At 60.8% G+C, this 24,654-nt stretch carries 25 protein-coding genes, 1 tRNA gene and 1 pseudogene; 17 read left to right on the top strand and 10 right to left on the bottom strand.

The features are described 5' to 3' along the window. The first annotated feature begins 71 nt into the window (after positions 1–71). Complete coding sequence (locus tag AC56DI_RS04305; protein ID WP_324521216.1) at positions 72–521, top strand: hypothetical protein; 450 nt, start codon at positions 72–74, stop codon at positions 519–521. A gap of 129 nt (positions 522–650) precedes the next feature. Next, a complete protein-coding gene (htpX, locus tag AC56DI_RS04300; protein ID WP_496345083.1) occupies positions 651–1,523 on the top strand; it encodes a protease HtpX in 873 nt (290 codons plus the stop codon). Between the two features lie 47 nt (positions 1,524–1,570). Here the strand turns inward: htpX and AC56DI_RS04295 are convergent, their stop codons facing one another. After that, positions 1,571–2,230 carry a thiopurine S-methyltransferase gene (locus tag AC56DI_RS04295; RefSeq protein WP_496345082.1) on the bottom strand — a complete coding sequence of 220 codons (660 nt, stop codon included), beginning with the start codon at positions 2,228–2,230 and terminating at the stop codon, positions 1,571–1,573. Between the two features lie 99 nt (positions 2,231–2,329). On the opposite strand from AC56DI_RS04295, the gene AC56DI_RS04290 reads away from it, so the two are divergent. Then, complete coding sequence (locus AC56DI_RS04290) at positions 2,330–3,097, top strand: DODA-type extradiol aromatic ring-opening family dioxygenase (RefSeq protein WP_496345081.1); 768 nt, start codon at positions 2,330–2,332, stop codon at positions 3,095–3,097. Between the two features lie 71 nt (positions 3,098–3,168). Here AC56DI_RS04290 and AC56DI_RS04285 read toward each other — a convergent pair whose 3' ends face one another. Then, on the bottom strand, positions 3,169–4,854 hold the full coding sequence (locus tag AC56DI_RS04285) for a DEAD/DEAH box helicase (RefSeq protein WP_324521212.1): 1,686 nt from the start codon (positions 4,852–4,854) through the stop codon (positions 3,169–3,171). Between the two features lie 389 nt (positions 4,855–5,243). Here AC56DI_RS04285 and AC56DI_RS04280 point away from each other — a divergent pair, with 389 nt between their 5' ends. Beyond that, positions 5,244–6,035, top strand: a complete 792-nt coding sequence (locus tag AC56DI_RS04280) for a crotonase/enoyl-CoA hydratase family protein (RefSeq protein ID WP_496345080.1) — start codon at positions 5,244–5,246, stop codon at positions 6,033–6,035. 47 nt (positions 6,036–6,082) lie between these two features. Here the strand turns inward: AC56DI_RS04280 and AC56DI_RS04275 are convergent, their stop codons facing one another. After that, positions 6,083–6,844, bottom strand: a complete 762-nt coding sequence (locus tag AC56DI_RS04275; RefSeq protein ID WP_496345079.1) for a spermidine synthase — start codon at positions 6,842–6,844, stop codon at positions 6,083–6,085. A gap of 169 nt (positions 6,845–7,013) precedes the next feature. Between AC56DI_RS04275 and AC56DI_RS04270 the strand changes: the two genes are divergently transcribed. Together AC56DI_RS04270 and AC56DI_RS04265 are read left to right on the top strand one after the other, a co-directional pair. Continuing rightward, complete coding sequence (locus tag AC56DI_RS04270; RefSeq protein WP_496345078.1) at positions 7,014–7,850, top strand: SDR family oxidoreductase; 837 nt, start codon at positions 7,014–7,016, stop codon at positions 7,848–7,850. Between the two features lie 164 nt (positions 7,851–8,014). Then, the gene (locus AC56DI_RS04265; RefSeq protein WP_496345077.1) at positions 8,015–9,361 is read left to right on the top strand and encodes a class II 3-deoxy-7-phosphoheptulonate synthase; all 1,347 of its coding nucleotides are present in this window, start codon (positions 8,015–8,017) and stop codon (positions 9,359–9,361) included. A gap of 30 nt (positions 9,362–9,391) precedes the next feature. Here the strand turns inward: AC56DI_RS04265 and AC56DI_RS04260 are convergent. Further along, positions 9,392–9,583 (bottom strand): annotated as a pseudogene (locus AC56DI_RS04260) (DUF1127 domain-containing protein); the annotation flags it as partial. 97 nt (positions 9,584–9,680) lie between these two features. Between AC56DI_RS04260 and AC56DI_RS04255 the strand changes: the two are divergent. Then, on the top strand, positions 9,681–10,535 hold the full coding sequence (locus tag AC56DI_RS04255) for a LysR substrate-binding domain-containing protein (protein WP_496345076.1): 855 nt from the start codon (positions 9,681–9,683) through the stop codon (positions 10,533–10,535). Positions 10,536–10,622: 87 nt separating this feature from the next. Here AC56DI_RS04255 and efp read toward each other — a convergent pair whose 3' ends face one another. Together efp and earP are read right to left on the bottom strand one after the other, a co-directional pair. Further along, on the bottom strand, positions 10,623–11,195 hold the full coding sequence (gene efp / locus AC56DI_RS04250) for an elongation factor P (RefSeq protein WP_324521207.1): 573 nt from the start codon (positions 11,193–11,195) through the stop codon (positions 10,623–10,625). 47 nt (positions 11,196–11,242) lie between these two features. After that, entirely contained in the window at positions 11,243–12,376 is a 1,134-nt protein-coding gene (gene earP, locus AC56DI_RS04245; RefSeq protein ID WP_496345075.1) for an elongation factor P maturation arginine rhamnosyltransferase EarP, read from the bottom strand. Positions 12,377–12,518: 142 nt separating this feature from the next. On the opposite strand from earP, the gene AC56DI_RS04240 reads away from it, so the two are divergent. The 3 genes from AC56DI_RS04240 to AC56DI_RS04230 all read left to right on the top strand — a co-directional run bounded on the left by AC56DI_RS04240 (position 12,519) and on the right by AC56DI_RS04230 (position 13,888). Beyond that, a complete protein-coding gene (locus AC56DI_RS04240) occupies positions 12,519–12,761 on the top strand; it encodes a type II toxin-antitoxin system Phd/YefM family antitoxin (protein WP_496345074.1) in 243 nt (80 codons plus the stop codon). Further along, the gene (locus tag AC56DI_RS04235) at positions 12,758–13,021 is read left to right on the top strand and encodes a Txe/YoeB family addiction module toxin (RefSeq protein WP_496345073.1); all 264 of its coding nucleotides are present in this window, start codon (positions 12,758–12,760) and stop codon (positions 13,019–13,021) included. Before AC56DI_RS04240 ends, AC56DI_RS04235 begins: the two co-directional genes overlap by 4 nt. Before the next feature lie 87 nt (positions 13,022–13,108). Beyond that, entirely contained in the window at positions 13,109–13,888 is a 780-nt protein-coding gene (locus tag AC56DI_RS04230) for a hypothetical protein (protein WP_496345072.1), read from the top strand. Positions 13,889–13,994: 106 nt separating this feature from the next. Here the strand turns inward: AC56DI_RS04230 and AC56DI_RS04225 are convergent. After that, positions 13,995–14,084 (bottom strand) — tRNA-Ser (locus AC56DI_RS04225). 226 nt (positions 14,085–14,310) lie between these two features. Between AC56DI_RS04225 and AC56DI_RS04220 the strand changes: the two genes are divergently transcribed. After that, positions 14,311–15,000, top strand: a complete 690-nt coding sequence (locus AC56DI_RS04220) for a crotonase/enoyl-CoA hydratase family protein (RefSeq protein WP_496345071.1) — start codon at positions 14,311–14,313, stop codon at positions 14,998–15,000. Between the two features lie 147 nt (positions 15,001–15,147). Beyond that, positions 15,148–15,873 (top strand): lysophospholipid acyltransferase family protein, encoded by a 726-nt coding sequence (locus tag AC56DI_RS04215; protein WP_496345070.1) that lies wholly within the window; start codon positions 15,148–15,150, stop codon positions 15,871–15,873. Between the two features lie 66 nt (positions 15,874–15,939). Here AC56DI_RS04215 and AC56DI_RS04210 read toward each other — a convergent pair whose 3' ends face one another. After that, positions 15,940–17,184: an NADH:flavin oxidoreductase/NADH oxidase family protein gene (locus AC56DI_RS04210; protein WP_496345069.1), complete on the bottom strand. Its 1,245-nt coding sequence runs from the start codon at positions 17,182–17,184 to the stop codon at positions 15,940–15,942. Positions 17,185–17,301: 117 nt separating this feature from the next. On the opposite strand from AC56DI_RS04210, the gene AC56DI_RS04205 reads away from it, so the two are divergent. Then, positions 17,302–17,604 (top strand): ArsR/SmtB family transcription factor, encoded by a 303-nt coding sequence (locus AC56DI_RS04205; protein WP_496345068.1) that lies wholly within the window; start codon positions 17,302–17,304, stop codon positions 17,602–17,604. An 8-nt stretch (positions 17,605–17,612) separates the two neighbouring features. Here AC56DI_RS04205 and AC56DI_RS04200 read toward each other — a convergent pair whose 3' ends face one another. Together AC56DI_RS04200 and AC56DI_RS04195 are read right to left on the bottom strand one after the other, a co-directional pair. Then, complete coding sequence (locus AC56DI_RS04200; protein ID WP_496345067.1) at positions 17,613–18,533, bottom strand: response regulator; 921 nt, start codon at positions 18,531–18,533, stop codon at positions 17,613–17,615. 2 nt (positions 18,534–18,535) lie between these two features. Then, complete coding sequence (locus AC56DI_RS04195) at positions 18,536–19,840, bottom strand: ATP-binding protein (protein WP_496345066.1); 1,305 nt, start codon at positions 19,838–19,840, stop codon at positions 18,536–18,538. Between the two features lie 193 nt (positions 19,841–20,033). Here AC56DI_RS04195 and AC56DI_RS04190 point away from each other — a divergent pair, with 193 nt between their 5' ends. The 4 genes from AC56DI_RS04190 (at position 20,034) to eutC (ending at position 24,618) form a co-directional block, all read left to right on the top strand. After that, positions 20,034–20,795 carry a substrate-binding periplasmic protein gene (locus AC56DI_RS04190; protein WP_496345065.1) on the top strand — a complete coding sequence of 254 codons (762 nt, stop codon included), beginning with the start codon at positions 20,034–20,036 and terminating at the stop codon, positions 20,793–20,795. 234 nt (positions 20,796–21,029) lie between these two features. Next, positions 21,030–22,400, top strand: coding sequence for an ethanolamine permease (gene eat, locus AC56DI_RS04185; RefSeq protein WP_496345064.1), 1,371 nt, complete (start codon positions 21,030–21,032; stop codon positions 22,398–22,400). A gap of 65 nt (positions 22,401–22,465) precedes the next feature. Further along, positions 22,466–23,860, top strand: coding sequence for an ethanolamine ammonia-lyase subunit EutB (locus tag AC56DI_RS04180; RefSeq protein WP_496345063.1), 1,395 nt, complete (start codon positions 22,466–22,468; stop codon positions 23,858–23,860). Beyond that, a complete protein-coding gene (eutC, locus tag AC56DI_RS04175) occupies positions 23,857–24,618 on the top strand; it encodes an ethanolamine ammonia-lyase subunit EutC (RefSeq protein ID WP_496345259.1) in 762 nt (253 codons plus the stop codon). The genes AC56DI_RS04180 and eutC overlap by 4 nt, the downstream gene beginning before the upstream one ends. Positions 24,619–24,654: the final 36 nt, after the last annotated feature.

Genomic DNA, 24,654 nt, shown 5'->3' with positions numbered 1-24,654 from the left:
CACTCCACGCGGGTGGCCAGCTGACGCGGACACGGCACTCGATCCTCACGACGGCAAGGCGCGCAACAGTCATGGACCTGCAGATCGACGATTTCTACAAAGATGCCGCCGCCGGCATGCTCCTGCTCTACCAGAGCTTCCCGCGCAAAATCGGCCTGTATGTTGAAGACCTGATTGGCCGCGAGGAGCCCGACGAGTTTGGCCTGCCCACCCCGCGCCACCAGAGCTGTCTGGGCACCCTGTTGTGGCTGGCTGAGGAAGGCTATATCCGCTTCGACAGCACCATCGGCTATGACGCCCTAGACCAGGCCACCCTCAGCGAAAAAGGCTTTCTGCGCCTATCACGCGGCCTGCCCCACGCCATTGCTGAGGGCGAACCTGTGCCACCCAGCGTACGCCGCGTGCAAGCCACCCTCGCGTATCAGCTGCGTGAAGCCCTCAGCAGTCGGCAAAGCGAGCGCGTGGTGCGCCTCACTCGCCAACTGTTTACCAGCACGCTGAACGGCAACGACACAGTTTGAAATAGTCCCCAGGTTGAATCCACAGGGGCCCCACCCGTATATAAGCCGCTGTAAACCGGGTATTGCGCACTGAGCCCTGCCAGCCGCGCACCCGCCCGAACTGTATATTTCAAGGAGACTGCTTCAACCATGATGCGCATTCTGTTGTTCCTGGCCACCAACATGGCGGTGCTGATCATCGCCAGCATCACCCTCAAGCTCCTGGGTGTGGACCGTTTTACCGGGCAGAACTACGGCAGCCTTCTGGTCTACTGCGCCGTGTTCGGCTTTGCCGGCTCGCTGATCTCGCTATTCCTCTCCAAGTGGATGGCGAAGATGAGCACCGGCACGCAGATCATCACCCAGCCGCGTACCCGCCACGAACAGTGGCTGATGCAAACCGTCGCTGAACTGGCCCGCGATGCCGGGATCAAGATGCCAGAAGTGGGTATCTTCCCAGCCTACGAGTCCAATGCTTTTGCCACCGGCTGGAACAAGAACGACGCCCTCGTGGCCGTCAGCCAGGGCCTGCTGGAGCGTTTCTCGCCCGATGAAGTGAAGGCCGTACTGGCCCACGAAATCGGCCATGTGGCCAACGGCGACATGGTGACCCTGGCGCTGATCCAAGGCGTGGTGAACACCTTCGTGATGTTCTTTGCCCGCATCTTCGGCAACTTCGTCGACAAGGTGATCCTGAAAAACGAAGACGGCCCCGGCATTGGCTACTTCGTGGCGACCATTTTTGCCGAGCTGGTACTGGGCATTCTGGCCAGCATCATCGTCATGTGGTTCTCGCGTAAACGCGAGTTCAAAGCTGACGAAGCCGGTGCCCGCCTGGCTGGCACCAACGCCATGATTGGCGCCCTGCAACGCCTTCGTGCCGAACAGGAAGTGCCTGTGCAGATGCCCTCCAGCCTCACCGCCTTCGGCATCAACGGTGGCCTCAAGCACGGCCTGGCTGGTCTGCTGATGACCCACCCACCGCTGGAAGACCGTATCCGCGCCCTGCAACAGCGCGGCTAAACGCCAGCAGCAAGAAAAAGGGCGACCCATGGGTCGCCCTTTTTTGTTTAACGTTTGCGTAATCGATACGCCCGCTCATCCAGCCGCGCCAGGCCGCGCTGCAAGAACCGCCAGTTCTGCCCCAACACATCCGCCTGCTCCAGCAGCTCACATGCCCACTGTTGCTCCGTGAGCAGCTGCGCCACCAAAGCCTCGTCCACCGCAAAGGGCGGGCCGCTCATCTCGGCCTGCGGGTAATCCAGGGTCACCAACAACCCGGAACAGCCACTCGGCAGGATGGCCGCCAAGTGCGCTGCATAACGCTCGCGCATACCCTCTGGCAAGGCGATCAGCGCCGCCCGGTCATACAGGCCGGCACACGCCGCCACATCCGCAGCTTGCAGCGCGAAGAAATCGCCGCACAGCAGCTCGACAGCGCCGGCCCGATAACGGCGAAAAGCGCCGTACTGATCGACCTCCGGGGTCAGCTCCTGCTCGGCAAAAAACGCGATCACCGCACTCTCCGCCAGCTCAACGCCCAGCACCCGATAGCCCTGGCCCGCCAGCCAGGCCATATCCAGCGACTTGCCGCACAAGGGCACCAGCACCTGCGCGCCCGCCGCCAACCCCAGGTCAGGCCAATGGCGCTGCAGATAGGGGTTCACCTCACGCAGATGAAAGCCGATTTCGTTGCGCGCCCAGCGCTCCTGCCAAAAATCTTCGTGCACAAGCAACCTCACAAATTCGATCAAAAAGGCCAGAAATTTATACTAGATATCGATATATCCAGGACTGAAGATGGGGCCATTATCACTCAGGAAACCACCATGTTACCCAGCCTGTTTATCTCCCACGGCTCCCCCATGCTGGCGCTACAGCCCGGCGCCAGCGGTGTCGCACTGAGTCAGCTGGCCGCCGACTTACCCACACCGATGGCGATCCTGCTGGTCTCGGTGCACTGGGAAAGCTCAGAACTGCGCGTCAGCGGCGCCCGCCAACCGGCCACTCTGCACGACTTTGGCGGTTTCCCGGCGCCACTCTATCAAATTCAGTACCCAGCCCCCGGCTCGCCCGCCCTCGCCGCCCAGGTTGTCGAATTGCTGGCCGAGGCCGGTTTGCTGGCACAGATTGATCCAACCCGTCCGCTGGATCACGGCGCCTGGGTGCCACTGTCGCTGCTGTACCCGCAGGCCGATATACCGGTGGTGCAACTGTCGCTGCCGAGCCGACTCGGACCCGTCCTGCAAAACCGCACCGGTCACTGCTTGAGTGTGTTGCGCCGCCAGGGCGTGCTGCTGATCGGCTCCGGCAGCATCACCCATAACCTTGGCGAGCTGGACTGGCACGCCGGCCCAGACACCATCACCCCCTGGGCCAAGGACTTCCGCGACTGGATAGTTGAGCACCTGCAACAGGGCGACGAGGAAACCCTGCTGGATTACCGCCGCCAAGCGCCCCATGCCCAGCGCAACCACCCCAGCGACGAGCACCTGTTGCCGCTGTTCTTCGCCCGCGCCGCCGGTGAGCGGTTCAGCCTGGTGCATCAAGGCTTCACCTATGGTGCCCTGGGGATGGACATCTACCGCTTCGACTAGCTCACTCTTTTAAGCACCACGCAGAAACGAAAAAGCCCCGCACAAGACGGGGCTTTTTCAGTTAGCGCGAATTAATCTTCGCGATAACGACGCAGCTTCAACTGCTTACCGGCAACGCGAGTGTCTTTCAGCTTGCCCAACAGGCGGTCAAGACCCTCTTCCGGCAGCTCGACCAGGCTGAAGCTTTCACGCACCTGGATACGACCGATGGCTTCGCGGGCCAGGCCGCCTTCGTTGAGGATGGCACCCAGCAGGTTCTTGGCAGCGATACCGTCGCGCAGACCCAACGCGGTACGGCAACGGGCACGACCTTCAGCCAATGGCATCGGCGCACGACGCTCACGCGGCTCGCCACGTTCGCTGCGCTCGGAACGCTCACCGCTGCGCTCAGGACGATCACCACGCGGTGCGCCATTCGGCACCAGCGGCTGCTCGCGCTCAACTTCAGCCAGGGTCAGCGCTTGGCCATTGGTGGCCTTGCGCAGCAGGGCAGCAGCCAGGGCACGCGGCGTGCAGCCGATATCGGCAGTCAGACGATCAAGCAGATCACCATGGCTGGCTTCAGCATCAGCCACCAACGGCGCCAGGCTGTTGGTCAGTTTCTTGATGCGTGCAGTCAGTACGGCAGCGGCGTCCGGCAGACGTACTTCAGCAACTTTCTGCCCAGTTACACGCTCGATCACCTGCAGCATGCGACGCTCACGCGGCGTTACCAGCAGCAGTGCGCGACCGGTACGGCCAGCACGGCCGGTACGGCCGATACGGTGCACGTAGGATTCCGGGTCATACGGCATGTCCACGTTCATTACGTGGGTGATGCGCGGCACGTCCAGACCACGAGCTGCCACGTCGGTCGCAACCACGATGTCCAGACGGCCATCTTTCAGCGATTCGATAACGCGCTCACGCTGGTTCTGGGCGATGTCGCCGTTCAGTGCAGCAGCCTTGTAGCCTTTGGCTTCCAGCGCCGAAGCGAGGTCCAGGGTGGCTTGCTTGGTGCGCACGAACGCGATCAGGGCGTCGAACTCTTCCACTTCCAGCAAACGCAGAACAGCAGAAACCTTCTGGTCAGCGTGAACCATCAGGTGAGCCTGCTCGATGGCAGTCACGGTCTGGGTCTTGGTTTCAACTTTGACGTGCTTCGGGTTGCGCAGGTGCTTTTCAGCAATGGCGCGAATCGAGTGCGGCAAGGTGGCCGAGAACAGTACGGTCTGACGCTCAGCCGGGATGCCCTTGAAGATCACTTCGAGGTCGTCCATAAAGCCCAGCTTGAGCATTTCGTCCGCTTCGTCGAGGACCAGGTGGCGCACGGTCGACAGGACTTTCTCGTCGCGGCGCATGTGGTCAACCAGACGACCCGGAGTAGCGACAATGATCTGTGCGCCATTGCGGATAGCTTTCAGCTGCGGGCCCATCGGGGCGCCACCGTAGACAGCAATCACGTTTACGCCGGGCATTTGCTTAGCGTAGGTTTCAAAGGCGCTGGCAACCTGCAGGGCCAACTCGCGGGTTGGCGCCAGGATCAGGGCTTGCGGCTCACGCTTGGCCGGATCAATGCGGCTCAGGATTGGCAGGGCGAAGGCGGCGGTTTTACCGGTACCGGTCTGGGCCTGGCCGATCATGTCGTCGCCAGCCAGGATCACCGGAATCGACATAGCTTGAATCGCCGACGGCTCTTCATAGCCAGTCGCGATGACGGCGGCAAGAATATTTGGGTGAAGTTCGAGTGCGGCGAAGCCGCCGATTACTTGGGTCATGGGTCTGCCTCTAGTGCATCCGCAAAGACCCATGTTCCAAAGCGGCACATGCCGTGTAAGACCCGAAGGTAACCCTGGCAGCTTTGTCGGCGAGTATTTGCGAAAACGTATTGATGAAAGAATCGTCAGGTGGAGCCCGCTGAGCGGACAAGCAGCCGAAGGGTTGGCTTCGGAAAAGTTGCACCATCTGAACGCGGCCCGGTAAAAGGCCGGCGCGCACTATACCTGAAACCCTGACCTATAGGTGGGTTTTTACAAAACGCCGCATCGTCGGCCGCCAGACGGCGTATTTTGCCAAGCGCCTGCGCGCCGCCACGAAATCATTTGCACAACTCACTGGCCGCCAGCTATACCGGTCACACGCCTTTTACCTAGCAAGGATTACCGCCATGTCGCAAAGCTCCAGTGGCCGTGTCAGTCGTGAACAACGTGGCCATATTCTGCTGCTCGGCCTGGACCGACCCAGCAAACGCAACGCCTTCGACCTTGATCTTCTCAACGACCTGACCCTGGCCTACGGCGAGTTCGAACGCAACACTGACGCCCGCGTGGCGATCGTCTTTGCCCATGGCGAGCACTTCACCGCCGGCCTCGACCTGGCCAATATCGCCCCCACCCTGGCCGCAGGCTGGCAACCGCCCGCCGGCGCCTGCGACCCATGGGGTGTATTCGGTGGCCCGCGGGTGAGCAAGCCGGTAATCGTCGCCGCCCAAGGTTACTGCCTGACTATTGGCATCGAGCTGATGCTGGCCTCCGACATCAATCTCTGCGCCAGCAACACCCGCTTTGCGCAGATGGAAGTGCAGCGCGGCATCTTCCCGTTCGGTGGCGCCACCCTGCGCATGCACCAGAGCGCCGGCTGGGGCAATGCCATGCGTTGGCTGCTGACGGGGGATGAGTTCGACGCCCATGAAGCCTATCGTCTTGGCCTGGTACAGGAAGTCATGGCCAGCGAAGACTTACTGCCACGCGCCCTGGCCATCGCTGAACGCATCGCCGCACAGGCGCCGCTAGGTGTACAGGCCACCCTGGCATCGGCACGCCAGGCCGTGCAAGAAGGTGTCGACGCCGCCAGCGCCAGCCTGCCAGCCACCATGCGCCGCCTGATGAGCAGCAACGACGCCCAGGAAGGTGTGCGCGCCATGCTCGAACGCCGCCCCGGCGACTTCAAAGGCGACTAGGATCTGTTGCCGTTTCGTTCGCGGCCGCGATGAAACGTCAACAGACCCTATGACGCTGGGCGCACCGCCTTGATCAACGGCAGCAGCGAGTATCCCATCAAGGGGGCGAGCTGCTCGTCGCGGGCCTTCAAGTCCAGCAAGTCCAGCTCCTGCTCCAGATCAGCCGGGATGATCAGGATCACGTTGCCCTCCTTCACCGGTATTTCCCAATAGTGGCGGTGAAATAACCCGCGCAGCAGCGCAGCCCCCAGCGGTTTGCCGTCGTTGGCCGCCCATTGGTTGATGATCAGCCAACCACCGGGATTCAGCCGCTGCTGGCAGTTCTCCAGAAACTTCCAGGCCAGATGCCCCACAGCCGGCCCGGTATCGGTATACAGGTCGAGGAAAATCAGGTCGGTGGTCTCGGCACTGTCGAGCAAATCCAGGGCATCGCCGATGCGGATGGTCAGCCGCGGATCATCCTCCAACCCCAGATATTCCATGGCAAGGCGTGGCACGTCCGGGCGCAGCTCAATGACCTCGACGTCTTCCAGAGGCAGAAACTTCAGGCACGCCTGGGTCAGGTTGCCGGCGCCCAGCCCTAGAAACAATGCAGTTTCCGGGCGCTCATGACAAAGCGCACCAAGCAACATAGCGCGGGTGTAGTCGTACTCCAACCAACTGGGGTCGCTGGTAAATACGCAGCTTTGCTCGATCGAGTCGCCGAACTCGAGAAACCGGTAGCCACCCATCTCGACCACGCGAATCACTCCGAAGGCATCTGTCACCTCGGCAATCGGCACCAGCTCGCTGACTTCCTCTTTTTGCATGACCCGCCCCTGTTGGATAAGGGCGCAATTGTCCCGGAACAACGCGGCCGGGGTCACGCGTTAAATCATGGGCCGGCGACAAGGGGCCTGGCGCGGCAACCCACAGTGACATCCACGCCCAGTCTGCACGGCAAAACGGCGCCCTTTGCCATTGTTTGCCGGCGCCGCCATGCCGACACTCGACCTCGTCATCTATTCCTTTACCCGCCCCATGGAGCAACACATGCAGGTCACCCTGATTACCGGCGCCGCCAGCGGCCTCGGCTGGCAATTAGCCCGCGCCTGCCATGCCCGCGGCGACGCCTTGTTGCTGACTGATATCAACGCCCCTGGCTTGGCGGCTCGCGCCGAGGAGCTGGGCCACGAGCGACTTCTGGCCATCCCCGGCGACATTACCGACCCGACCTTGCACGCCTTGCTGCTGCAACGCTGCCGGGAGCGTTTCGGCCAGTTGGACCTGCTGATCAATAACGCCGGCATCACCCATCGCTCGCCCACCACCCAGACCGCAATGGCCGTGTTTCGCCAGGTGATGGCCGTCGACTATCACGCACCGCTGGAATTGACCCTGGCTGCCCTGCCCCTGCTGCGGGAAAGCCGCGGACAGATTGCCGCCATTGGCTCGATGGCGGGCTGGATGCCGGTGCTCGGCCGCGCCGGTTACTGCGCTGCCAAAAGCGCCTTGAGCCAGTTTTTTGAAGTGCTGCGCGGCGAAGTCGCCCGCGACGGCATTCACCTATTGATGGTCTACCCAAGCTTCCTCGACACCCCTATCGAGCAGCACGCACTGGGCGGCGACGGTCAGCCTGCTCGCCATGGCCGCTCAACCGTCGGCCGCATACGCAGCGCCGACTGGATGGCCCAGATCATCATCCAGGCCCTGGCGCGCCGGCAAGAGCGCCTCTTCCCGGACCGCGGTAGTTGGCTGGCCAGTCTGCTCTGGCGTATCGCTCCGGCGCTGTATTACCGGCAAATGAGCCGCCGCTTTGCCGCAGAGATGGATTAACGCGCCAACACAGGCCTGCTGGCGTTGCGGCCAATAGTCGCAACAACAGCCAAAAACAGCGCTTATGCGGCGATACAGACGCTCTATCAGAGCTATCGGCTTGAAGGACCAGAGTGATCGGTTACCATGCCCGCCTGGTCCATCTAAAAAAGCCGAGAGCACTGATGTCGCAAGCCTGGAGCCCCGAGAGCTGGAAAGCCAAACCGATCCAGCAACAACCCCTTTACCCGGACGCCGCGCACCTGCTGGCCGTTGAGCAAAAGCTCGCCAGTTATCCGCCGCTGGTGTTCGCCGGCGAAGCACGTGAGTTGCGCCGCCAGTTTGCCGAGGTCACCCAGGGCCGCGCATTTTTGCTGCAGGGCGGCGACTGCGCCGAAAGCTTTGCCGAATTTTCCACCTTGAAAATCCGCGACACCTTCAAGGTGCTGCTGCAGATGGCCATCGTCATGACCTTCGCCGCCGGCTGCCCGGTGGTCAAGGTTGGGCGCATGGCGGGCCAGTTTGCCAAGCCGCGCTCGGCCAATGACGAAACGATCGACGGTGTGACCCTGCCCGCGTACCGCGGCGACATCGTCAACGGCATCGGCTTTGATGAAAAAAGCCGCGTACCGGACCCGGAGCGCCTGCTGCAGGCGTACCACCAGTCCACCGCCAGCCTCAACCTGCTGCGCGCCTTTGCCCAAGGCGGCTTTGCCGACCTGCATCAAGTGCACCAGTGGAACCTGGACTTTATCGCCAACTCCGCCCTCGGTGAGAAGTACAACGCACTGGCTGGCCGTATCGACGAAACCCTGGCCTTTATGCGCGCCTGCGGCATGGACAGCTCCTCGCAACTGCGCGAAACCAGCTTCTTCACCGCCCATGAAGCGCTGCTGCTGAACTACGAACAGGCCTTCGTGCGCAAAGACAGCCTCACCGGCGGCTTCTACGATTGCTCGGCGCACATGCTCTGGATCGGTGACCGCACGCGCCAACTGGACGGCGCCCATGTCGAGTTCCTGCGCGGTGTTGGCAACCCGATCGGGGTTAAAGTCGGCCCGAGCATGACCAGCGAAGAGCTGATCCGCCTGATCGACATTCTCAACCCGGACAACGACCCCGGCCGCCTCAACCTGATCGTGCGCATGGGCGCCGGCAAGGTCGAAGCCGGCCTGCCGCGCCTGATCCAGACCGTGCAGCGCGAAGGTCGCCAGGTGCTGTGGAGCAGCGACCCCATGCACGGCAACACCATCAAGGCCTCCAGCGGCTACAAGACCCGCGACTTCGCGCAGATTCTCGCCGAGGTTAAGCAGTTCTTCGCCGTGCACCAGGCCGAGGGCAGCTACGCCGGCGGCATTCATATCGAGATGACCGGGCAGAACGTCACCGAATGCATCGGCGGCGCCCGACCGATCACCGAAGATGGCCTGTCGGACCGCTACCACACCCACTGCGACCCGCGCATGAACGCCGACCAGTCCCTGGAACTGGCGTTTCTAATTGCCGAAACGCTGAAACAGGTACGCCGCTAAGCCGTGCCTGCGGCTGGGATGACCCGCTCGACGCTTGAGCGGGTCATCCCAGAACGGCCGCTCACTTTCTTCCAGGGTGTCCGCCCGACTCAACCCCAAATCCTTCAAAGCGCTATCACTGAGCATCGCCAACTGCCGACGCTGACGCGCCAGCTCCGCCCAGCGTCGTAGCTGCGCGACCCACGCCCGCCCGTAAAACACCCAACCCCTGCGCCTCTGCATGATTTCGCCCTCCCTTGGTGGATGGCGTCAGTGTCGAATTGTGCTTAACATCAATCCAACGAATGTTTCTTATGCTTGGCATCTGCGAGATTGATCAATGGCCAACTTCCCCAGCATTGACACCGAACTGCTGCGCACCTTGGTAGCGATTGCCGATCACGGTGGCTTTACCCGCGCGGCCGAGCACCTGAACCGCACCCAGTCGGCAGTCAGCATGCAGATGAAGCGCCTGGAAGATGACGTGGTGCAGCGGCGCCTGTTCGAACGCGAGGGTCGTCAGGTGCGCCTTAATACCGAGGGCCAGGTATTGCTGGGCTATGCCCGGCGCATACTCAACCTGCATGGCGAAGTCCTTAGCACCCTGCGCGAGCCGCACATGGTTGGCGCCGTCCGCATTGGCACGCCGGATGACTATGTCATGCGCTTCCTGCCGGGCATCCTCTCGCGCTTCGCGCAAAGCCATCCGCTGGTGCAAGTGGAGGTGCATTGCGAGTCGTCGGCACAACTGCTGCAGCGCCAGGACCTCGACCTATCGATAGTCACCCGCATGCCGGGCAACGAAATCGGCCAACTGCTGCGCCAGGAGCGTTTTGTCTGGGCCGAAGCGCAAGGCTTCAACCCACACGAGCAGAGCCCCATGCCCTTGGCGATGTTCAACAGCGGTTGCTTCTGTCGGGCCTGGGCTTGCAATGCCCTGGACACTCAGCAGCGCCCGTATCGCGTGGCCTACACCAGCCCCAGCCTCTCGGCGATCATGGCAGTGGTCGGCGCAGGCTTGGCAGTAACCGCACAACTACGCAGTCTGATCACCCCGGGCCTACGCATCCTAGGAAACCATGAAGGCCTGCCGGAGCTGCCCAACTGCAGCATCGTGCTACTGCGTAATCCGCGCAGTCAGTCTGCCGTAAGCGAAGCCCTGGCCGAACACATCGTCGAGGGTTTCAAACTCTAGAACGAGCGCTGACGATCGCACGTCCAAACAGCCATAAAAAAGCCCGACGCTAGGTCGGGCTTTTTGTCTCGCGGAAAACGCCGGAAATTAAACCGGGGCTTTGGCGCGGGATTTGTACTCGCCGGTACGGGTGTCGATTTCGATCCAGTCGTCGATTTCGCAGAAGTCGGCAACTTTGACTTCAGTACCGTTGCTCAGCTTGGCTGGCTTCATCACTTTGCCGGAAGTGTCGCCACGGGCGGAACCTTCGGTGTAAGTGATCTGACGCACGATGGTGGTCGGCAGATCAACCGAAACCACTTTGCCTTCGAAGAATACGGCTTCGCAAACGTCGGTCATGCCATCAACGATGAACGGCAGTACGCTTTCCAGGTCGTCCTGGTTCAGCTCGTACTGGTTGAACTCTTCGTCCATGAACACGTAGTTCGGTTCGCTGAAGTACGAGTAGGTCACTTTGGCGCGGTCGAGAATGACCGGTTCCATTTTGTCGTCAGCTTTGTATACGGTTTCAGTCGAAGAACCGCTCAGCAGGTTCTTCAGCTTCATTTTAACGATGGCGCTGTTACGACCGGACTTGGTGAACTCGGCCTTCTGGATAAGCCAAGGTTGGCCGTCGATCAGGGCCACACTGTTGGGCTTCATTTCTTGTGCGGTTTTCATACTAATGTCCGGATTTGGATGGGGAATACGAATTTCTAGGCCGCGTATCATAGCCAATTTAGGTAAAACTGCACCAGCCCCGCAGCAAGATCGCGCCGAGCGGCCTGCTGTGCGGCCCAGCGTTCAGCATGTTCAGCCACTTCCGGCCAGTGCAACTGCAACGCCTGCCAGCTTGCCGCCATGCCCTGCCCAGCATTCCAGGCCCGCCACAAATCACTCAGCGCAGCCTGCGCCAATGGCGACAAGCCTTGCAGATAAAGACCCAGAAACGCTTCGAGCTTGTCCCAATGAGCGCCCTCCGCCTGCGCATAGATATGCCAGAGCAATGGCCGGCCCGCCCACTGCGCACGCACGAAGGAATCTTCACCACGCACCACATTGAAGTCACAGCACCAGAGCAAACGGTCGTAATCATCCTGACTGACGAAGGGCAGAATCTGCACCGTCAACGCGCCCCGCACGTCTACAGCACCCACACGCAAATTCGACAGCCCCAACCAGCGCTGCACATCCGCCAGCACCCGCCCTTCCGGCACCAGTAGATGACACGCCTGGGAGCCGTCGGCCAGCACCTGCAACCACTCATCCAGGCCGGTATTTTCATAGGCAAACAACGAGATCAGCCGCGCGCCCGGCGCCGGATCGACACCCAAGCCACGCAAGAACGCCTGCTGCGCGACGGGGTCTTGCTGGAAGCTATCGCGCCGCGCCAACAGACTCGCCTCGAGCAGTACACCGCCAGTGCCCTCGACAAAACCGGGAAAGAAGAAGAACTTCTGCACACCATTGCCCTGGGGCGACGGCAAACCGTGACAACCGGCCACCCAGTCCTCGGCGCTGAGGTATTCCAGATTCAGCCACAGCACTGGCGGCGCAGCGCTCGCCAGGGCCGCAACATAGGCTGGCGGCAAGGTGCAGGCAAAAGCTTCTATAACCACCGTCGCCGGCCTCACCGGCAGCCAGTCAACTGGCCAGTGACGCACGCTGACACCCTGCTGACACTGCTCGGCCAACTGCACGTCCGCCGACGGGCAAACCCGCACAAACGCTGCCAGATCATCCACCCACAGGCGCACATCGAGGCCATGCTCGGCCGCCAGTTGCCGGGCCAGCCGCCAGGTCACGCCGATGTCGCCATAATTGTCGACGACGCTACAGAAAATATCCCAGGTCACTCGCATCACTTACTCATCGCACTCGGCGGCCATTGGCCGCGCATTATGCCTGCGGCACATGATCAGAGCCCGCCGGCCGATAAATGACGTTAACAAAGCGTACGTTTTGCCGTACGCTGCTGAGTAATGACATAGGAGGCTAGACCCCATGCAAACCCTAACCGCAAGTGAAGCACGCACAAACCTGTACCGGCTCATGGATCAATCTGCCGAATCGCACCAGCCGATCCTGATTTCAGGCAAGCGCAACAACGCTGTTCTGATATCGGCTGAGGATTGGGAAGCGATTCAAGAGACTCTGTATCTGCTGTCTGTTCCTGGCATGCGCGAGTCGATCAAAGAAGGCATGGCCGAGCCGGTCGGGGAATGCGCTAAGGAACTGGATTGGTGAATTGGCAGCTCGTCTACACAAAGCAAGCACAGAAGGACGCACAGAAGCTGGCTGCAGCAGGCTTAAAGGACAAAGCCAAAGCCCTGCTGGCTGTCGTACAGGACAACCCGCTTCAGACCCCTCCGCCATATGAAAAGCTGATTGGAGATCTTGCCGGGGCTTACTCGCGCCGAATCAATATTCAGCATCGCTTGGTTTATCAGGTGCTGCAGGATGAGCAAGTAGTGAAGGTTTTACGGCTCTGGTCGCACTACGACTGACAGAATGACCATGTGTTATGCCAATCAGATCACTCTTGTTAGGATGAGAGGTAAAGGCTTAAGCGTTGCAGGGAGCAATGGACTGCTATGGGTAACAAAAACGATTGGGGAAATGATCGCTGGGATGATGCTCCTGACTTCATTCGTGAGCGCATGCAGAAGCGTAAGCGTCGCATCACCGGGATTGATCTGCTCAATGCCATTGGCGTCATCTGTCTTTCCGTGGTTACTTGGCAAGTCTTCAAAAGCAACTTGCTTCACCCCCAGACTCAACCAGTGGCAACCGAACAAGTTAGCCCGCCACCAGCTGAACCCCCTTATAGCTCCGGGCTGCCTGATGATCTTGAGCCCGTAAGGCCGACCATTACGGCTCTAGCACCGCCTGCTCCCCAGCCCTTAGACGACTGCATCAAAGACGGGAACGTTATTGATGAGAGCGTTATTCGCTGCCGCTATGGTGAGCTTCCAGTCGCGAAGGAAGACCCCGCAGAACAGGCGGAGCCACAGGGCATGGTCAGTACTGCTTATCTAGAAAATTTCAAAGATAATCGGCAACAGAGCTCCAGCTCAACCGGCAAATCAAGAAGCGTCGAGTACGACTCTCATGAGGTCGAAAAATGGAGTGGCGGCGGTAGTTATCGTGCTGAATGGACAATAGTCAGCAATTACATAGATGGCACCACCGTATGCGGCAATCACCGGCGCGGCTCAATTGATTACCGAGAGTGCAGAAAAGGTGCAAAGCAGTTTTTCAAAAAGCAATGCCGAGAGTGGTCGAATAGCTGGGATAGCAATCAGGATGACAACAGCAAGACGATGCAGCGTCGTTATTGCAGCGCCGCTAACAGCTTTAGCCCTATGGGGTGATCGCTAGGTCTGGTGGTGCTTTCGACACTTTTTCGACACCACCAAAAGCCAGAAAGCAAAAAGCCCCGAAATCTTGTTAGAAATCAGGGCTTCAGCAAATCGAAAGTGGCGGTGAAGAAGGGATTCGAACCCTTGATACGATTTCTCGTATACACACTTTCCAGGCGTGCTCCTTCAACCGCTCGGACACTTCACCGGTACTCGGCAAACCGTGGTCTGTCGAGGCGCGCTAATCTAGCCGAAGAGCCTGCTAAAGGCAACGTATTTTTTCAGGCGATTCAAACTCTTATGCATAACACCCAGCGCATCGACAGGGTCGATTGAATCGTTGGTAGGGCTGACCTGCCAGTCAGCCGCGGCGCTTTACCTTGACGCTGCGGGTCGGTAAGGTCGGCGCCACGTCATTCCAAGGAATTTTTGTCATGAGTGAGCTGATCTCCTACCACCTCGAAGATGGCATCGCCACCTTGGCCCTGAGCAACGGCAAGGTCAACGCCATTTCCCCGGACGTCATCGCCGCCTTTAATAGCGCGCTGGACCAGGCAGTGCAGGACAAGGCCATTGTCATCATTACCGGCCAGCCTGGCATTCTCTCCGGCGGCTACGACCTCAAGGTCATGACCTCCGGCCCACAAAACGCCGTGGCCCTGGTCACCGCAGGCTCAACCCTCGCGCGCCGCATGCTCTCGCACCCCTACCCGATCATCGTGGCCTGCCCAGGCCATGCAATCGCCAAAGGCGCCTTTATTCTGCTCTCGGCTGATTACCGCATCGGCGTCGACGGCCCGTTCAATATCGGCCTGAATGAAGTGCTGATCGGCATGACCATGCACCACGCAGGCATTGAGCTGGCCCGTGACCGCCTGCGCAAATCCGCGTTCAGCCGCTCGGTGATCAACGGCGAGCTGTTCAACCCGCAAGACGCCGTGGATGCTGGCTTCCTCGACAAGGTAGTGCCTGCAGACCAATTGCTGGCCAGCGCCTTGGCCGTGGCCCAGCAGATGAAGAAGATCAACATGACTGCGCACAAGAACACCAAGCTGAAGGTGCGCAAGGCCATGCTCGAAAGCCTGGACAAGGCCATCGAGATGGATCAGCAGCACCTCGGCTGAGCCCTCCCAGGCAACGCCAGAAGCCCGGCCTAGCGCTGGGCTTTTTATTGGCCGGCGATCATCTGACGACCGGCGGGTCCTTTAATTGCCGAAAAGAGTGCACGCCCGTACACTGCGCGCCTTTTTGTCTGCCCATAGGCCTCCCCGATGCTTTTCCTCGCCCGCATGTTGTTGCTGAGCCTGCACTTTGTTGCAGCCGGCATTGTTGGTCTGCTGCTTGGTCTGTGCCGCCCTTTCAACCCGGATAACAGCCGCCTGTGCGCTCTGTTTTACTCCTGGCCGGCGCTGCGCATTCTCGGCCTGCGGGTTGAAACAGAAACCACTAGCTTGCGCGACCACGTGCGCAGTGCTGTGATCGTCGCCAACCACCAGTCCAACTACGACCTGTTCGTGGTCGGCAGTGTGGTGCCGGCGCGCACCGTCTGCCTAGGCAAGAAGAGCCTGAAATGGGTACCGTTTTTCGGCCAGCTGTTCTGGCTCTCGGGCAACGTGCTGATTGATCGCGGTAATGCGGCGCAAGCCAAGCAGGCCATGCTCACCACCACCGACACCCTGCAGCACAAAGACACCTCCATCTGGGTGTTTGCCGAGGGCACACGCAACCTCGGCAAAGGGCTGCTGCCGTTCAAGAAAGGCGCCTTCCAGATGGCCATTGCCGCCGGCGTGCCGATTGTTCTGGTGTGCACCAGCACCTACGTCAAACACATGCAACTCAATCGCTGGAGCAGCGGCACCATCAAGATTCGCTCACTGGCACCGATCCCCACCGCCGGTTTGACCCTGGATGACCTGCCCGCCCTGATGGAGCAGTGCCAGCAGCAGATGCATGCCTGCATCGACCGTCTCGATGCTGAGATTGAAGGCCGCGCCTAAAACGCCCGCCTGCAACGCAAAAGCCCGGCTAAATGCCGGGCTTTTTGTATCGCGACGCTGCCGAACTCAGGCACGCAAACGGCGAGTCTTCCAGGTGCCCACACCGTTGTGCAGCAGATTGGCGCAGAACGACCACAGCCCCGATTCATTAGGTTTGGGCGCCTGCCCTTTGGCCATGCGGCGCAGCTGACGCGAATACCAAACCACCTCCATCAACGCCATGCGGTCGATGGCTTTGATGCCCGTACTGATCGGCCGCACCGCATATTGCGGCTCCTGACCGGCCAGCAAGCGCTGCGGCAGGTCGGGCTCGATGGCCAGGCCGCGGGCAAGGCCGATCAGGTCCATGGCGCCACTGCTGAGCGCCGTCGCCATGCCGCCAAGGCTGCGGAAACCACCGGTAACCATCAACGGTACCGGCACCGCCGCGCGCACCTTCTCGGCAAACTCGAGGAAGTACGCCTCACGGGCCAGGGTGCTGGCCCGATGGCGCTTCTGATCACTCATGGCCGGTGCTTCATAGGTGCCGCCGGACAGCTCGACCAGGTCAATGCCCTCCTCATGCAGCGCCTGAATCACCGCCAGCGACTCGTCTTCGCTAAAGCCGCCCTGCTGAAAGTCCGCCGAGTTGAGCTTGATGCCAATCGGGAACGTCGCCCCGACCTCCGCGCGCATGGCCCGATAGACTTCCAGCACGAAACGCCGACGGTTCTCCGCACTGCCACCCCACTGATCGCTGCGCTGATTGGTTAGCGGCGAAAGGAACTGGCTGACCAAATAACCATGCGCCGCGTGGATCTGCACACCACTGAATCCGGCGCGCTTGACGATGCCCGCTGAACGCGCAAAGCGCTGGATAAGCGCCACAATCTCGTCTTCAGTCAATGCCCGCGGCGGGGCGAAAAAGGCCTGCAAGGCCGGGCTGAAAGGCACCGCCGAGGGCGACACGTTCTCGGCATTCAACCCCTTGGGCGACTGGCGGCCGGGGTGATTGAGCTGCACCCAGAGCTGCGTACCGTCCGCCTGGCCAGCCGCCGCCCAGCGCTGCAGGAGCGGCATATCACTGTCATCTTCAATGGCCACATTGTTCGGCTCACCCAAGGCCCGGCGATCGATCATGGCGTTGCCGGTAATCAGCAGACCAATGCCACCCGCCGCCCAGCGCCCGTACAACCGCACCAACGCCTCAGTGGCGTGGTTATCGGTAGTGCCCAATGCTTCACTCATCGCCGATTTAGCCAGACGGTTCTTCAGGCGACTGCCATTGGGCAGCGTTAGCGCTTGTTGCAGCAGGTCTTGTGGACTGTCCATCGATCGTACTCCGGGGTGGGCCAATGGCTGCTACCCTAGAAAACGATTCGATAGTTGTCAAACTATAGAAGTGGCAAAATATGTCACAATCACTCAGCCCAATCTTTGGATAGCCTGATGAGCATGCCCACCCCCACCGAACGCGAGCAATTGGCCAAGGCATTCAAAGCCCTGTCGTCGCCCAATCGCCTGGCCATGTACCTGGACCTCTTGGCCCAGGAAGAAACCAGCGTGGCCCACTGCTGCCTGGGCGATCTAATTGCACGCCTGGAGATCGGCGCGCCAACCGTTTCTCATCACATCAAAGAGCTGGTCAACGCAGGTTTGATCGAGGTGCAGCGGGACGGCAAGTTCGTGCGCTGCCGCCTCAATGCGGCCATGCGCACCCGCCTGGCCGCCTTCTTCAGCGCGCCTCAATAGGCCCTAGGTCAGGCACTCAAGCGTTCGCGCAAGCGCCCGAGCATGCCCAGCAGACTGCCGAGCTTTTCCCGCTCCGGCTCATCACGCGGCACCACCGGCAAACGCTGCACTCGCTCCGCCGACTGACCGCGCAAAAGCAAGGCTTGTGCAGCTGCCGCCTGCAGGCCTTTATCGAACAGCCCCTTGCGGATCGGCTTGGGCAAGTAGCGGAAGATCTGCGCCTCGTTGATCAGTTTGAGCAATGCCTGGGTATCTTGAAACGGTGTAACCACCAAACTGAGCAAACGCGGGTGCAGGCGCGCCAGGGTCTTGAGCAAGGGAACGGTATCCTCACCCGCCAGCTTCAGATCGCTGACCAGCAGATCAACCGACTCGTGATTGAGAAACTGCAACGCCTCAGCCAGATTGGCTGCTCGCAGCAGACGGTGCCCACCAGCCACACAAAACTCGGCAACCACCGCCAGGGTTTGCGGATCGTCATCAAGCAATAACAACTTCAGCGCCGTGGTTGCCGACACGGGCGACTGCAGCACTGCAGCCGTGGCCGGGACTTGGCGCAAGGCCAACTCGCCGGCCTGGCGCAAGGTAAACGCCATCTCCTGGGCATCCCAGGGTTTGGTCAGGTAACGGAAGATGCCGCCATTGTTGAGCGCCGCGACGGCCGCATCGAGGTCCGAATAGCCGGTGAGCAAGATCCGCAGGGTTTGTGGCGCAAGTTGTTGCGCCGCCGCCAGCAACTCGGCACCGGTCATGCCAGGCATGCGCTGATCGCTGACCAGCACATGCACGGATTCACTCTTCAGGCGCTGCAGCGCGCGGAGCGGATCGCTCTCGGTCAACACCTCGTACTCGCGGCGAAACTGCAGGGCGAGACTGCGCAGAATGCGCTCTTCATCATCAACAAAGAGGATGCGAATTCGCTCACTCATGTTCAGGCGCTCCTTTTCAGTTCGTCGGCTTGACGCCGCGGCAGACGCAACACAAAGCGCGTACCACGCCCCAGCACAGAAGCCACGCGAATGGTGCCGCCGTGGTCCTGAATAATTTTGAAGCTGATCGACAGGCCCAAACCGGTGCCCTCACCCACGGCTTTGGTGGTGAAAAACGGATCAAAAATGCGTTTCTGCACCTCCGCCGACATGCCGCGACCGCTGTCTTCAATCGAGATCAGTACCTCATCGGCTTCGGCCCAGGTCTTCACCAGAATCCGGCCAAAGCCGTCGATGGCTTGCGCGGCGTTATTGAGCAGATTGAGTAACACCTGATTGATCTGCGACGGCGCGCACGCGATGGCGGGCAACTCACCGAGTTGCTGCAACACCTCAGCCTTGTCCTTGAGGTTGTTGCGAGCAATCAGCAAGGCACTGCGGATGCAGTCGTTAAGGTCAACATGCTCGCTCATGGCACGATCCAGGCGGGCGAAATCCTTCAAACCAACCACCAGCTCGGCGATCTGCCCAAGGCCATAATCGGTGTCGGCAAACAATTGCTGCAGATCATCGGCCAGCAGCTCCGGGGCGGCCTGCGCGCGGCTCACAGCGGCGGCTTCCAGAGCGCTGGCCAGGCGCGACTCGGTGCAACTGGGATCGGCCAGGCAATCAGCCAACTCCGCCTGGGCCGCGGCCAACTGCAACAGTGGCAGGCTTAACTCACGCAGCAACTGCACGTTGTTGGTGACATAACCCAGCGGGGTGTTCAGCTCATGGGCGACGCCGGCAACCATCTGCCCGAGGGACGCCATTTTCTCCGATTGCACCAGCTGCACTTGCGACTCTTTAAGGTCAATCAACGCCTGGCGTAGCACGCTATTGCGCTGACCCACGCGGCTCTCCATGGCTTTGAGCACATCCAGCACAGTGCCCAGGCCGCAGTATCGGCCCTGAGCATCGACCAGCATGAAGTCGTCACGAATGGGCGACTGTAACTGCGCAGTAATTTGCCGGGCGGCCTCCTCCAGACGGGTATCCAGACGCACCAGCAACGGCTGCGAGTCCATCACCTCGCTGACCGGTTTATTCCCCCAAAGATCACGACCAAAGCGCTGCATAAAAATGTTCTGCAACGCATAACGGCTGATCAAGCCGCAGGGCTGGCCGTCGTCGTCAACCAGCGGTAGCGATAAGAAGCGGCTGTGGCTCGCCTGCAAAAAACACTCGGCCACCTCACTAATGCGGGTGTTGACGGATAAGGGTTGCACGGCCCGAAGCAACTGGGTGAGCGCGGGAACAGTGTTCATAAACCATCCAGACGGCTAAGACGTGGGCAGCATTTAACCAGCGCCAAGTTTCCGTCAGATGACATTGGCGATTGTGCCCGGCCTCCCGTTTATGCAGGCCTAATCCGCGGCCATGCACCCGCGCGAGCCGTAAAACCCTCAACTATATTCATCCCAATCATTCACAAATACGCCACACACGGGGAATCTGGCCATGCGCAATTGGATTCGCTTTTGTTGGGTCGTGCTGTTGCTCAATACCTCCATTCAGGCCAAAGCTGATGGGCCGCTGATGTTCATCACCGAGGCCTACCCGCCCTACAACTTCAGCGACGACAATATCCTGCGGGGCATCGCCGTAGACCTACTGGTGATCGCCAGCCTTAACACCGAGCAGCCGATACAGCGTGGACAGATCCGCTTAATGCCGTGGGCTCGGGCCTACAACACGACCCTCAACACCCCAAACACCATGCTGTTTTCCACCACTCGCACCGCCGAACGGGAACGCCTGTTCAAATGGGCAGGCCCCATCGCCGATACCCGCGTGGTGCTGCTGGCGCGCAAGGCCGACAAAATCCGCATCCAATCCGCCGCAGACCTGCAGCGCTACCGTATTGGTGTGATTCACGAAGACATCGGCGAACAGTCAGTGCTGGCCCTGGGCGTGCGCAAGGAACAGCTGCAAGTTTCGGCCAATGCCGATGCCTTGATCCGCCAACTGCACGCCGGACGCATCGACCTCTGGGCCTACGAGGAAAACGTCGCACACTGGTTCCTGCGCAATGCCAACTTCAACCCAGAAGACTTCGAAAGCGTCTATCAGCTCAAGCAAGGGCAACTCTGGTACGCCTTCAACCCCAACGTCAGCGACGAAAAAGTCCAGCAACTGCAAAAGGCCATAGACGCATTGCGGCAGACGCCAGGCAAATTCGGCAAGACCCGCTACGAAGACATTCTGATCGACTACCTCTAGCAGCCCGTAGAAAAGCCACCTGCGTTCCCGTCTCAAGGTTTTTAATCAGCCTACCAGTGCGCCCTGATGGTGAGACTCGTCACCAGCGCGCACCAACCTCTGGCATAAGCGTCGAAATATGTAGGGGAAATCCGCCACAAACACCCGAAAACAGCACCTACACACGAAATCCTCCCGCTTGGCATAGACCATGCTTTTAACCTTGCAGACAATCTCTCTGCGAGGACCACACTTATGGCCACACAACTCAAAGCCAGCCTCGGCACCCTGCACCTCTGGGGCATTGCCGTCGGCCTGGTGATTTCCGGTGAATACTTCGGCTGGAGCTACGGCTGGGGCAGTGCCGGCACCCTGGGCTTTCTGGTCACCGCGCTGCTGGTGGCGACCATGTACACCTGCTTTATCTTCAGCTTCACCGAGCTGACCACCGCCATTCCCCATGCCGGCGGCCCGTTCGCCTACAGCCGCCGCGCCTTCGGGCCCAAGGGCGGGCTGATTGCAGGCCTTGCCACCCTGATCGAGTTCGTCTTCGCCCCACCGGCCATCGCCCTGGCCATAGGCGCCTACCTCAACGTGCAGTTTCCGGGGCTGGACCCCAAGCATGCTGCAGTGGGGGCCTACTTTATCTTTATGACCCTGAACATCCTCGGCGTCAGCATTGCCGCCACCTTTGAGCTGGTGGTGACCGTACTGGCGGTGGCCGAATTGCTGGTGTTCATGGGCGTGGTAGCGCCTGGCTTCAGCTTCAGTAACTTCGCCCTCAACGGCTGGTCCGGCGCCAGCGAGTTCAGCAGCGCCTCGATTGCCGGCATCTTTGCCGCCATCCCCTTTGCCATCTGGTTCTTCCTCGCCATCGAAGGCGCCGCCATGGCGGCCGAAGAAGCCAAAGACCCCAAACGCACCATCCCGCGCGCCTACATCAGCGGCATCCTGACCCTGGTATTCCTTGCCCTTGGGGTGATGATCATGGCCGGTGGCGTTGGCGACTGGCGCCAACTGGCAGGCATCAACGACCCATTGCCTCAGGCGATGAAAACCGTGGTTGGCGACAACTCCACTTGGCTGCACATGCTGGTGTGGATCGGTCTGTTCGGCCTGGTGGCCAGCTTCCACGGCATCATCCTCGGCTACTCACGGCAGTTCTTCGCCCTCGCCCGCGCCGGCTACCTGCCTAAAGGTCTCGCCAAACTCAATCGTTTCCACACCCCACACCGGGCGATCATCGCCGGCGGCGTGATCGGCATCGGTGCGATTTACAGCGACAGCCTGATCAACCTGCAGGGCATGACCCTGACCGCGGCAATGATCACCATGGCGGTGTTCGGCGCCATCGTCATGTACATCATGAGCATGCTCAGCCTGTTCAAACTGCGCAAAAGCGAGCCGCTGCTGGAGCGCAGCTTCATGGCGCCTGGCTACCCCTATGTGCCTGCGGTCGCCCTGGTATTGGCGCTGGTGTGCCTGGCGGCAATGGTCTGGTTTAACTTCACCATCGCCCTGGTATTTGTCGGTTTCATGGCAGTGGGCTTCGTCTACTTCCAGTTCACCTCACACCATCGTGCGGCTGCCGCCGAGGATGTTCTGCTGACTGGCCAAGCTGTATAACAACAGCATGCTGAACCCAAGGCCCGGTTCGCCGGGCCTTGTCTTTTCTGCCCCAGGATTACGCCATGCCCTATCAAACCACTGTCGGCCACCTGACCTACCGCTTCGCGGATCTCAAGACCCTGCTGGCCAAAGCCAGCCCGGCGCGCTCAGGCGATTACCTGGCAGGCCTGGCTGCGGCCACCTATGAAGAGCGCATGGCAGCCAAGATCGCTCTGGCCGACGTACCGCTGACCACCTTCCTCAACGAAGTGCTGATCCCTTATGAAGCCGATGAAGTCACCCGCCTGATCATCGACCGCCACGACAAAATCGCCTTCGCGCCCATCAGTCACCTGACGGTTGGCGACCTGCGCGACTGGCTGCTGCTCGACGCCACTGACAGCCTCACTCTGGCCGCCGTCGCCCCCGGTATCACCCCAGAAATGGCCGCGGCCGTGAGCAAGCTGATGCGCAATCAGGACCTGATTCTGGTGGCCAAGAAGTGCCAGGTGATCAGCCGTTTTCGCAACACCCTCGGCCTGCCCGGCCATCTGGCGGTGCGCCTGCAACCCAACCACCCCACTGACGATGTGCGCGGCATCGCCGCCAGCCTGCTGGATGGCCTGCTGTATGGCTCCGGCGACGCCACCGTCGGCATCAACCCGGCCAGCGACTCACTGCCGACCCTGATGCGCCTGTGGCAGATGCTCGACGAGGTGCGTCAGCACTTCGAGATTCCCATGCAGAGTTGCGTGCTCACCCACGTCACCACGCAGATCCAGGCCATCGAAGCCGGCGCGCCAATCGACTTGGTGTTCCAGTCAATTGCCGGCAGCGAGAAAACCAACAGCAGCTTCGGCGTCAGCCTGAGCATTCTCAAGGAAGCCCACGAGGCCGCCCTCAGCCTTAAGCGCGGCACCGTTGGCGACAACTGCATGTACTTCGAAACCGGCCAAGGCAGCGCCCTGTCGGCCGGCGGCCATCATGGTATAGACCAACAAACCTGCGAGGCCCGCGCTTATGCCGTGGCCCGCGAGTTCAAACCGCTGCTGGTCAACACCGTGGTCGGCTTTATCGGTCCGGAATACCTCTACGACGGCAAGCAGATCATCCGCGCCGGGCTGGAAGACCACTTCTGCGCCAAACTGCTGGGCCTGCCGATGGGCTGCGACGTCTGCTACACCAACCACGCCGAGGCCGACCAGGATGACATGGACACCCTGCTGACTCTGCTTGGTGCCGCCGGGATCAACTTCATCATGGGCATCCCCGGCGCCGACGACATCATGCTCAACTACCAAAGCACCTCGTTCCACGACGCCCTGTACCTGCGCAGCGTACTCGGCCTCAAGCGCGCGCCGGAGTTCGACGCCTGGCTGACGCGCATGGCCATCACCGAGCCAAACGGGCGCCTGCGCGAGATCGGCCGGGGTCATCATCTACTGCAGCAACTGCCGCATCTTTCTGGAGCTGCCTGATGAGCGATCTGACCCAAAGCAACCCCTGGGATGAGCTGCGCGCTCACACCTCGGCACGCATCGCCCTCGGCCGCGTTGGCTCCAGCCTGCCCACGCGTGAAGTACTGAAATTCGGCCTGGCCCACGCCCAGGCCCGCGATGCCGTGCACCGCCCGCTGGACTTTACCGGCTTGCGCGAGCAACTGGACCACGCCGGCTTTCGCACCCTGCACGTGTGCAGCGACGCGCCAGACCGGCCCACCTACCTGCTGCGCCCGGACAAAGGCCGGCATTTGCAGGATGACTGCTATGCACGCTTAAGCGCGCAAGCGCCCGCCCCCGAATTGGCCATCGTGATAGCCGACGGTTTGTCCTCGATTGCCGTGCAGCGTCACGCCTTGCCGCTTCTGGAGTTGTTTCGCCAGCGCTTCGACACCGACTGGGCCAACACCCCGGTGGTGCTGGCCGAACAGGGCCGCGTAGCCATTGGCGACGGCATCGCGGTGGCGTTGCGCGCACGCTTGGTGATCGTCTTGATCGGCGAGCGACCAGGCCTGACCTCACCCGACAGCCTGGGCCTGTACCTCAGCTATCAGCCGCAAGTGGGGATGATGGACAGCCAACGCAACTGCATCTCCAACGTGCGCCCCGAAGGCCTGCCCTACGATCTCGCCGCGCACAAACTCGACTATCTGGCGCGCCAGGCCCTGCGGCTGCAATTGTCCGGGGTGGCACTGAAAGACGACAGCGACCTGCTGCAGATCAAACAAAGCGACTGAGCCGCCGAACTAAATGCCCGCTGCAGCACCAGGGGC

The organism is Pseudomonas sp. BGA-UO-ETr-WB11, from assembly GCF_059567785.1.
This window is presented reverse-complemented; position numbering and strand designations above follow the sequence as displayed.

Bases quoted from the DNA above. Each gene is read 5' to 3' on its own strand.
- AC56DI_RS04180 (WP_496345063.1), top strand. From the start codon at position 22,466: ATGCCCTATCAAACCACTGTCGGCCACCTGACCTACCGCTTCGCGGAT.
- AC56DI_RS04215 (WP_496345070.1), top strand. From the start codon at position 15,148: ATGCTTTTCCTCGCCCGCATGTTGTTGCTGAGCCTGCACTTTGTTGCA.
- AC56DI_RS04190 (WP_496345065.1), top strand. From the start codon at position 20,034: ATGCGCAATTGGATTCGCTTTTGTTGGGTCGTGCTGTTGCTCAATACC.
- AC56DI_RS04285 (WP_324521212.1), bottom strand. From the start codon at position 4,854: ATGACCCAAGTAATCGGCGGCTTCGCCGCACTCGAACTTCACCCAAAT.
- earP (WP_496345075.1), bottom strand. From the start codon at position 12,376: ATGCGAGTGACCTGGGATATTTTCTGTAGCGTCGTCGACAATTATGGC.
- AC56DI_RS04240 (WP_496345074.1), top strand. From the start codon at position 12,519: ATGCAAACCCTAACCGCAAGTGAAGCACGCACAAACCTGTACCGGCTC.
- AC56DI_RS04205 (WP_496345068.1), top strand. From the start codon at position 17,302: ATGAGCATGCCCACCCCCACCGAACGCGAGCAATTGGCCAAGGCATTC.
- AC56DI_RS04305 (WP_324521216.1), top strand. From the start codon at position 72: ATGGACCTGCAGATCGACGATTTCTACAAAGATGCCGCCGCCGGCATG.
- AC56DI_RS04200 (WP_496345067.1), bottom strand. From the start codon at position 18,533: ATGAGTGAGCGAATTCGCATCCTCTTTGTTGATGATGAAGAGCGCATT.
- AC56DI_RS04210 (WP_496345069.1), bottom strand. From the start codon at position 17,184: ATGGACAGTCCACAAGACCTGCTGCAACAAGCGCTAACGCTGCCCAAT.
- AC56DI_RS04290 (WP_496345081.1), top strand. From the start codon at position 2,330: ATGTTACCCAGCCTGTTTATCTCCCACGGCTCCCCCATGCTGGCGCTA.
- eat (WP_496345064.1), top strand. From the start codon at position 21,030: ATGGCCACACAACTCAAAGCCAGCCTCGGCACCCTGCACCTCTGGGGC.
- AC56DI_RS04220 (WP_496345071.1), top strand. From the start codon at position 14,311: ATGAGTGAGCTGATCTCCTACCACCTCGAAGATGGCATCGCCACCTTG.
- htpX (WP_496345083.1), top strand. From the start codon at position 651: ATGATGCGCATTCTGTTGTTCCTGGCCACCAACATGGCGGTGCTGATC.
- AC56DI_RS04255 (WP_496345076.1), top strand. From the start codon at position 9,681: ATGGCCAACTTCCCCAGCATTGACACCGAACTGCTGCGCACCTTGGTA.
- AC56DI_RS04195 (WP_496345066.1), bottom strand. From the start codon at position 19,840: ATGAACACTGTTCCCGCGCTCACCCAGTTGCTTCGGGCCGTGCAACCC.
- efp (WP_324521207.1), bottom strand. From the start codon at position 11,195: ATGAAAACCGCACAAGAAATGAAGCCCAACAGTGTGGCCCTGATCGAC.
- AC56DI_RS04280 (WP_496345080.1), top strand. From the start codon at position 5,244: ATGTCGCAAAGCTCCAGTGGCCGTGTCAGTCGTGAACAACGTGGCCAT.
- AC56DI_RS04275 (WP_496345079.1), bottom strand. From the start codon at position 6,844: ATGCAAAAAGAGGAAGTCAGCGAGCTGGTGCCGATTGCCGAGGTGACA.
- AC56DI_RS04265 (WP_496345077.1), top strand. From the start codon at position 8,015: ATGTCGCAAGCCTGGAGCCCCGAGAGCTGGAAAGCCAAACCGATCCAG.
- AC56DI_RS04270 (WP_496345078.1), top strand. From the start codon at position 7,014: ATGCCGACACTCGACCTCGTCATCTATTCCTTTACCCGCCCCATGGAG.
- AC56DI_RS04230 (WP_496345072.1), top strand. From the start codon at position 13,109: ATGGGTAACAAAAACGATTGGGGAAATGATCGCTGGGATGATGCTCCT.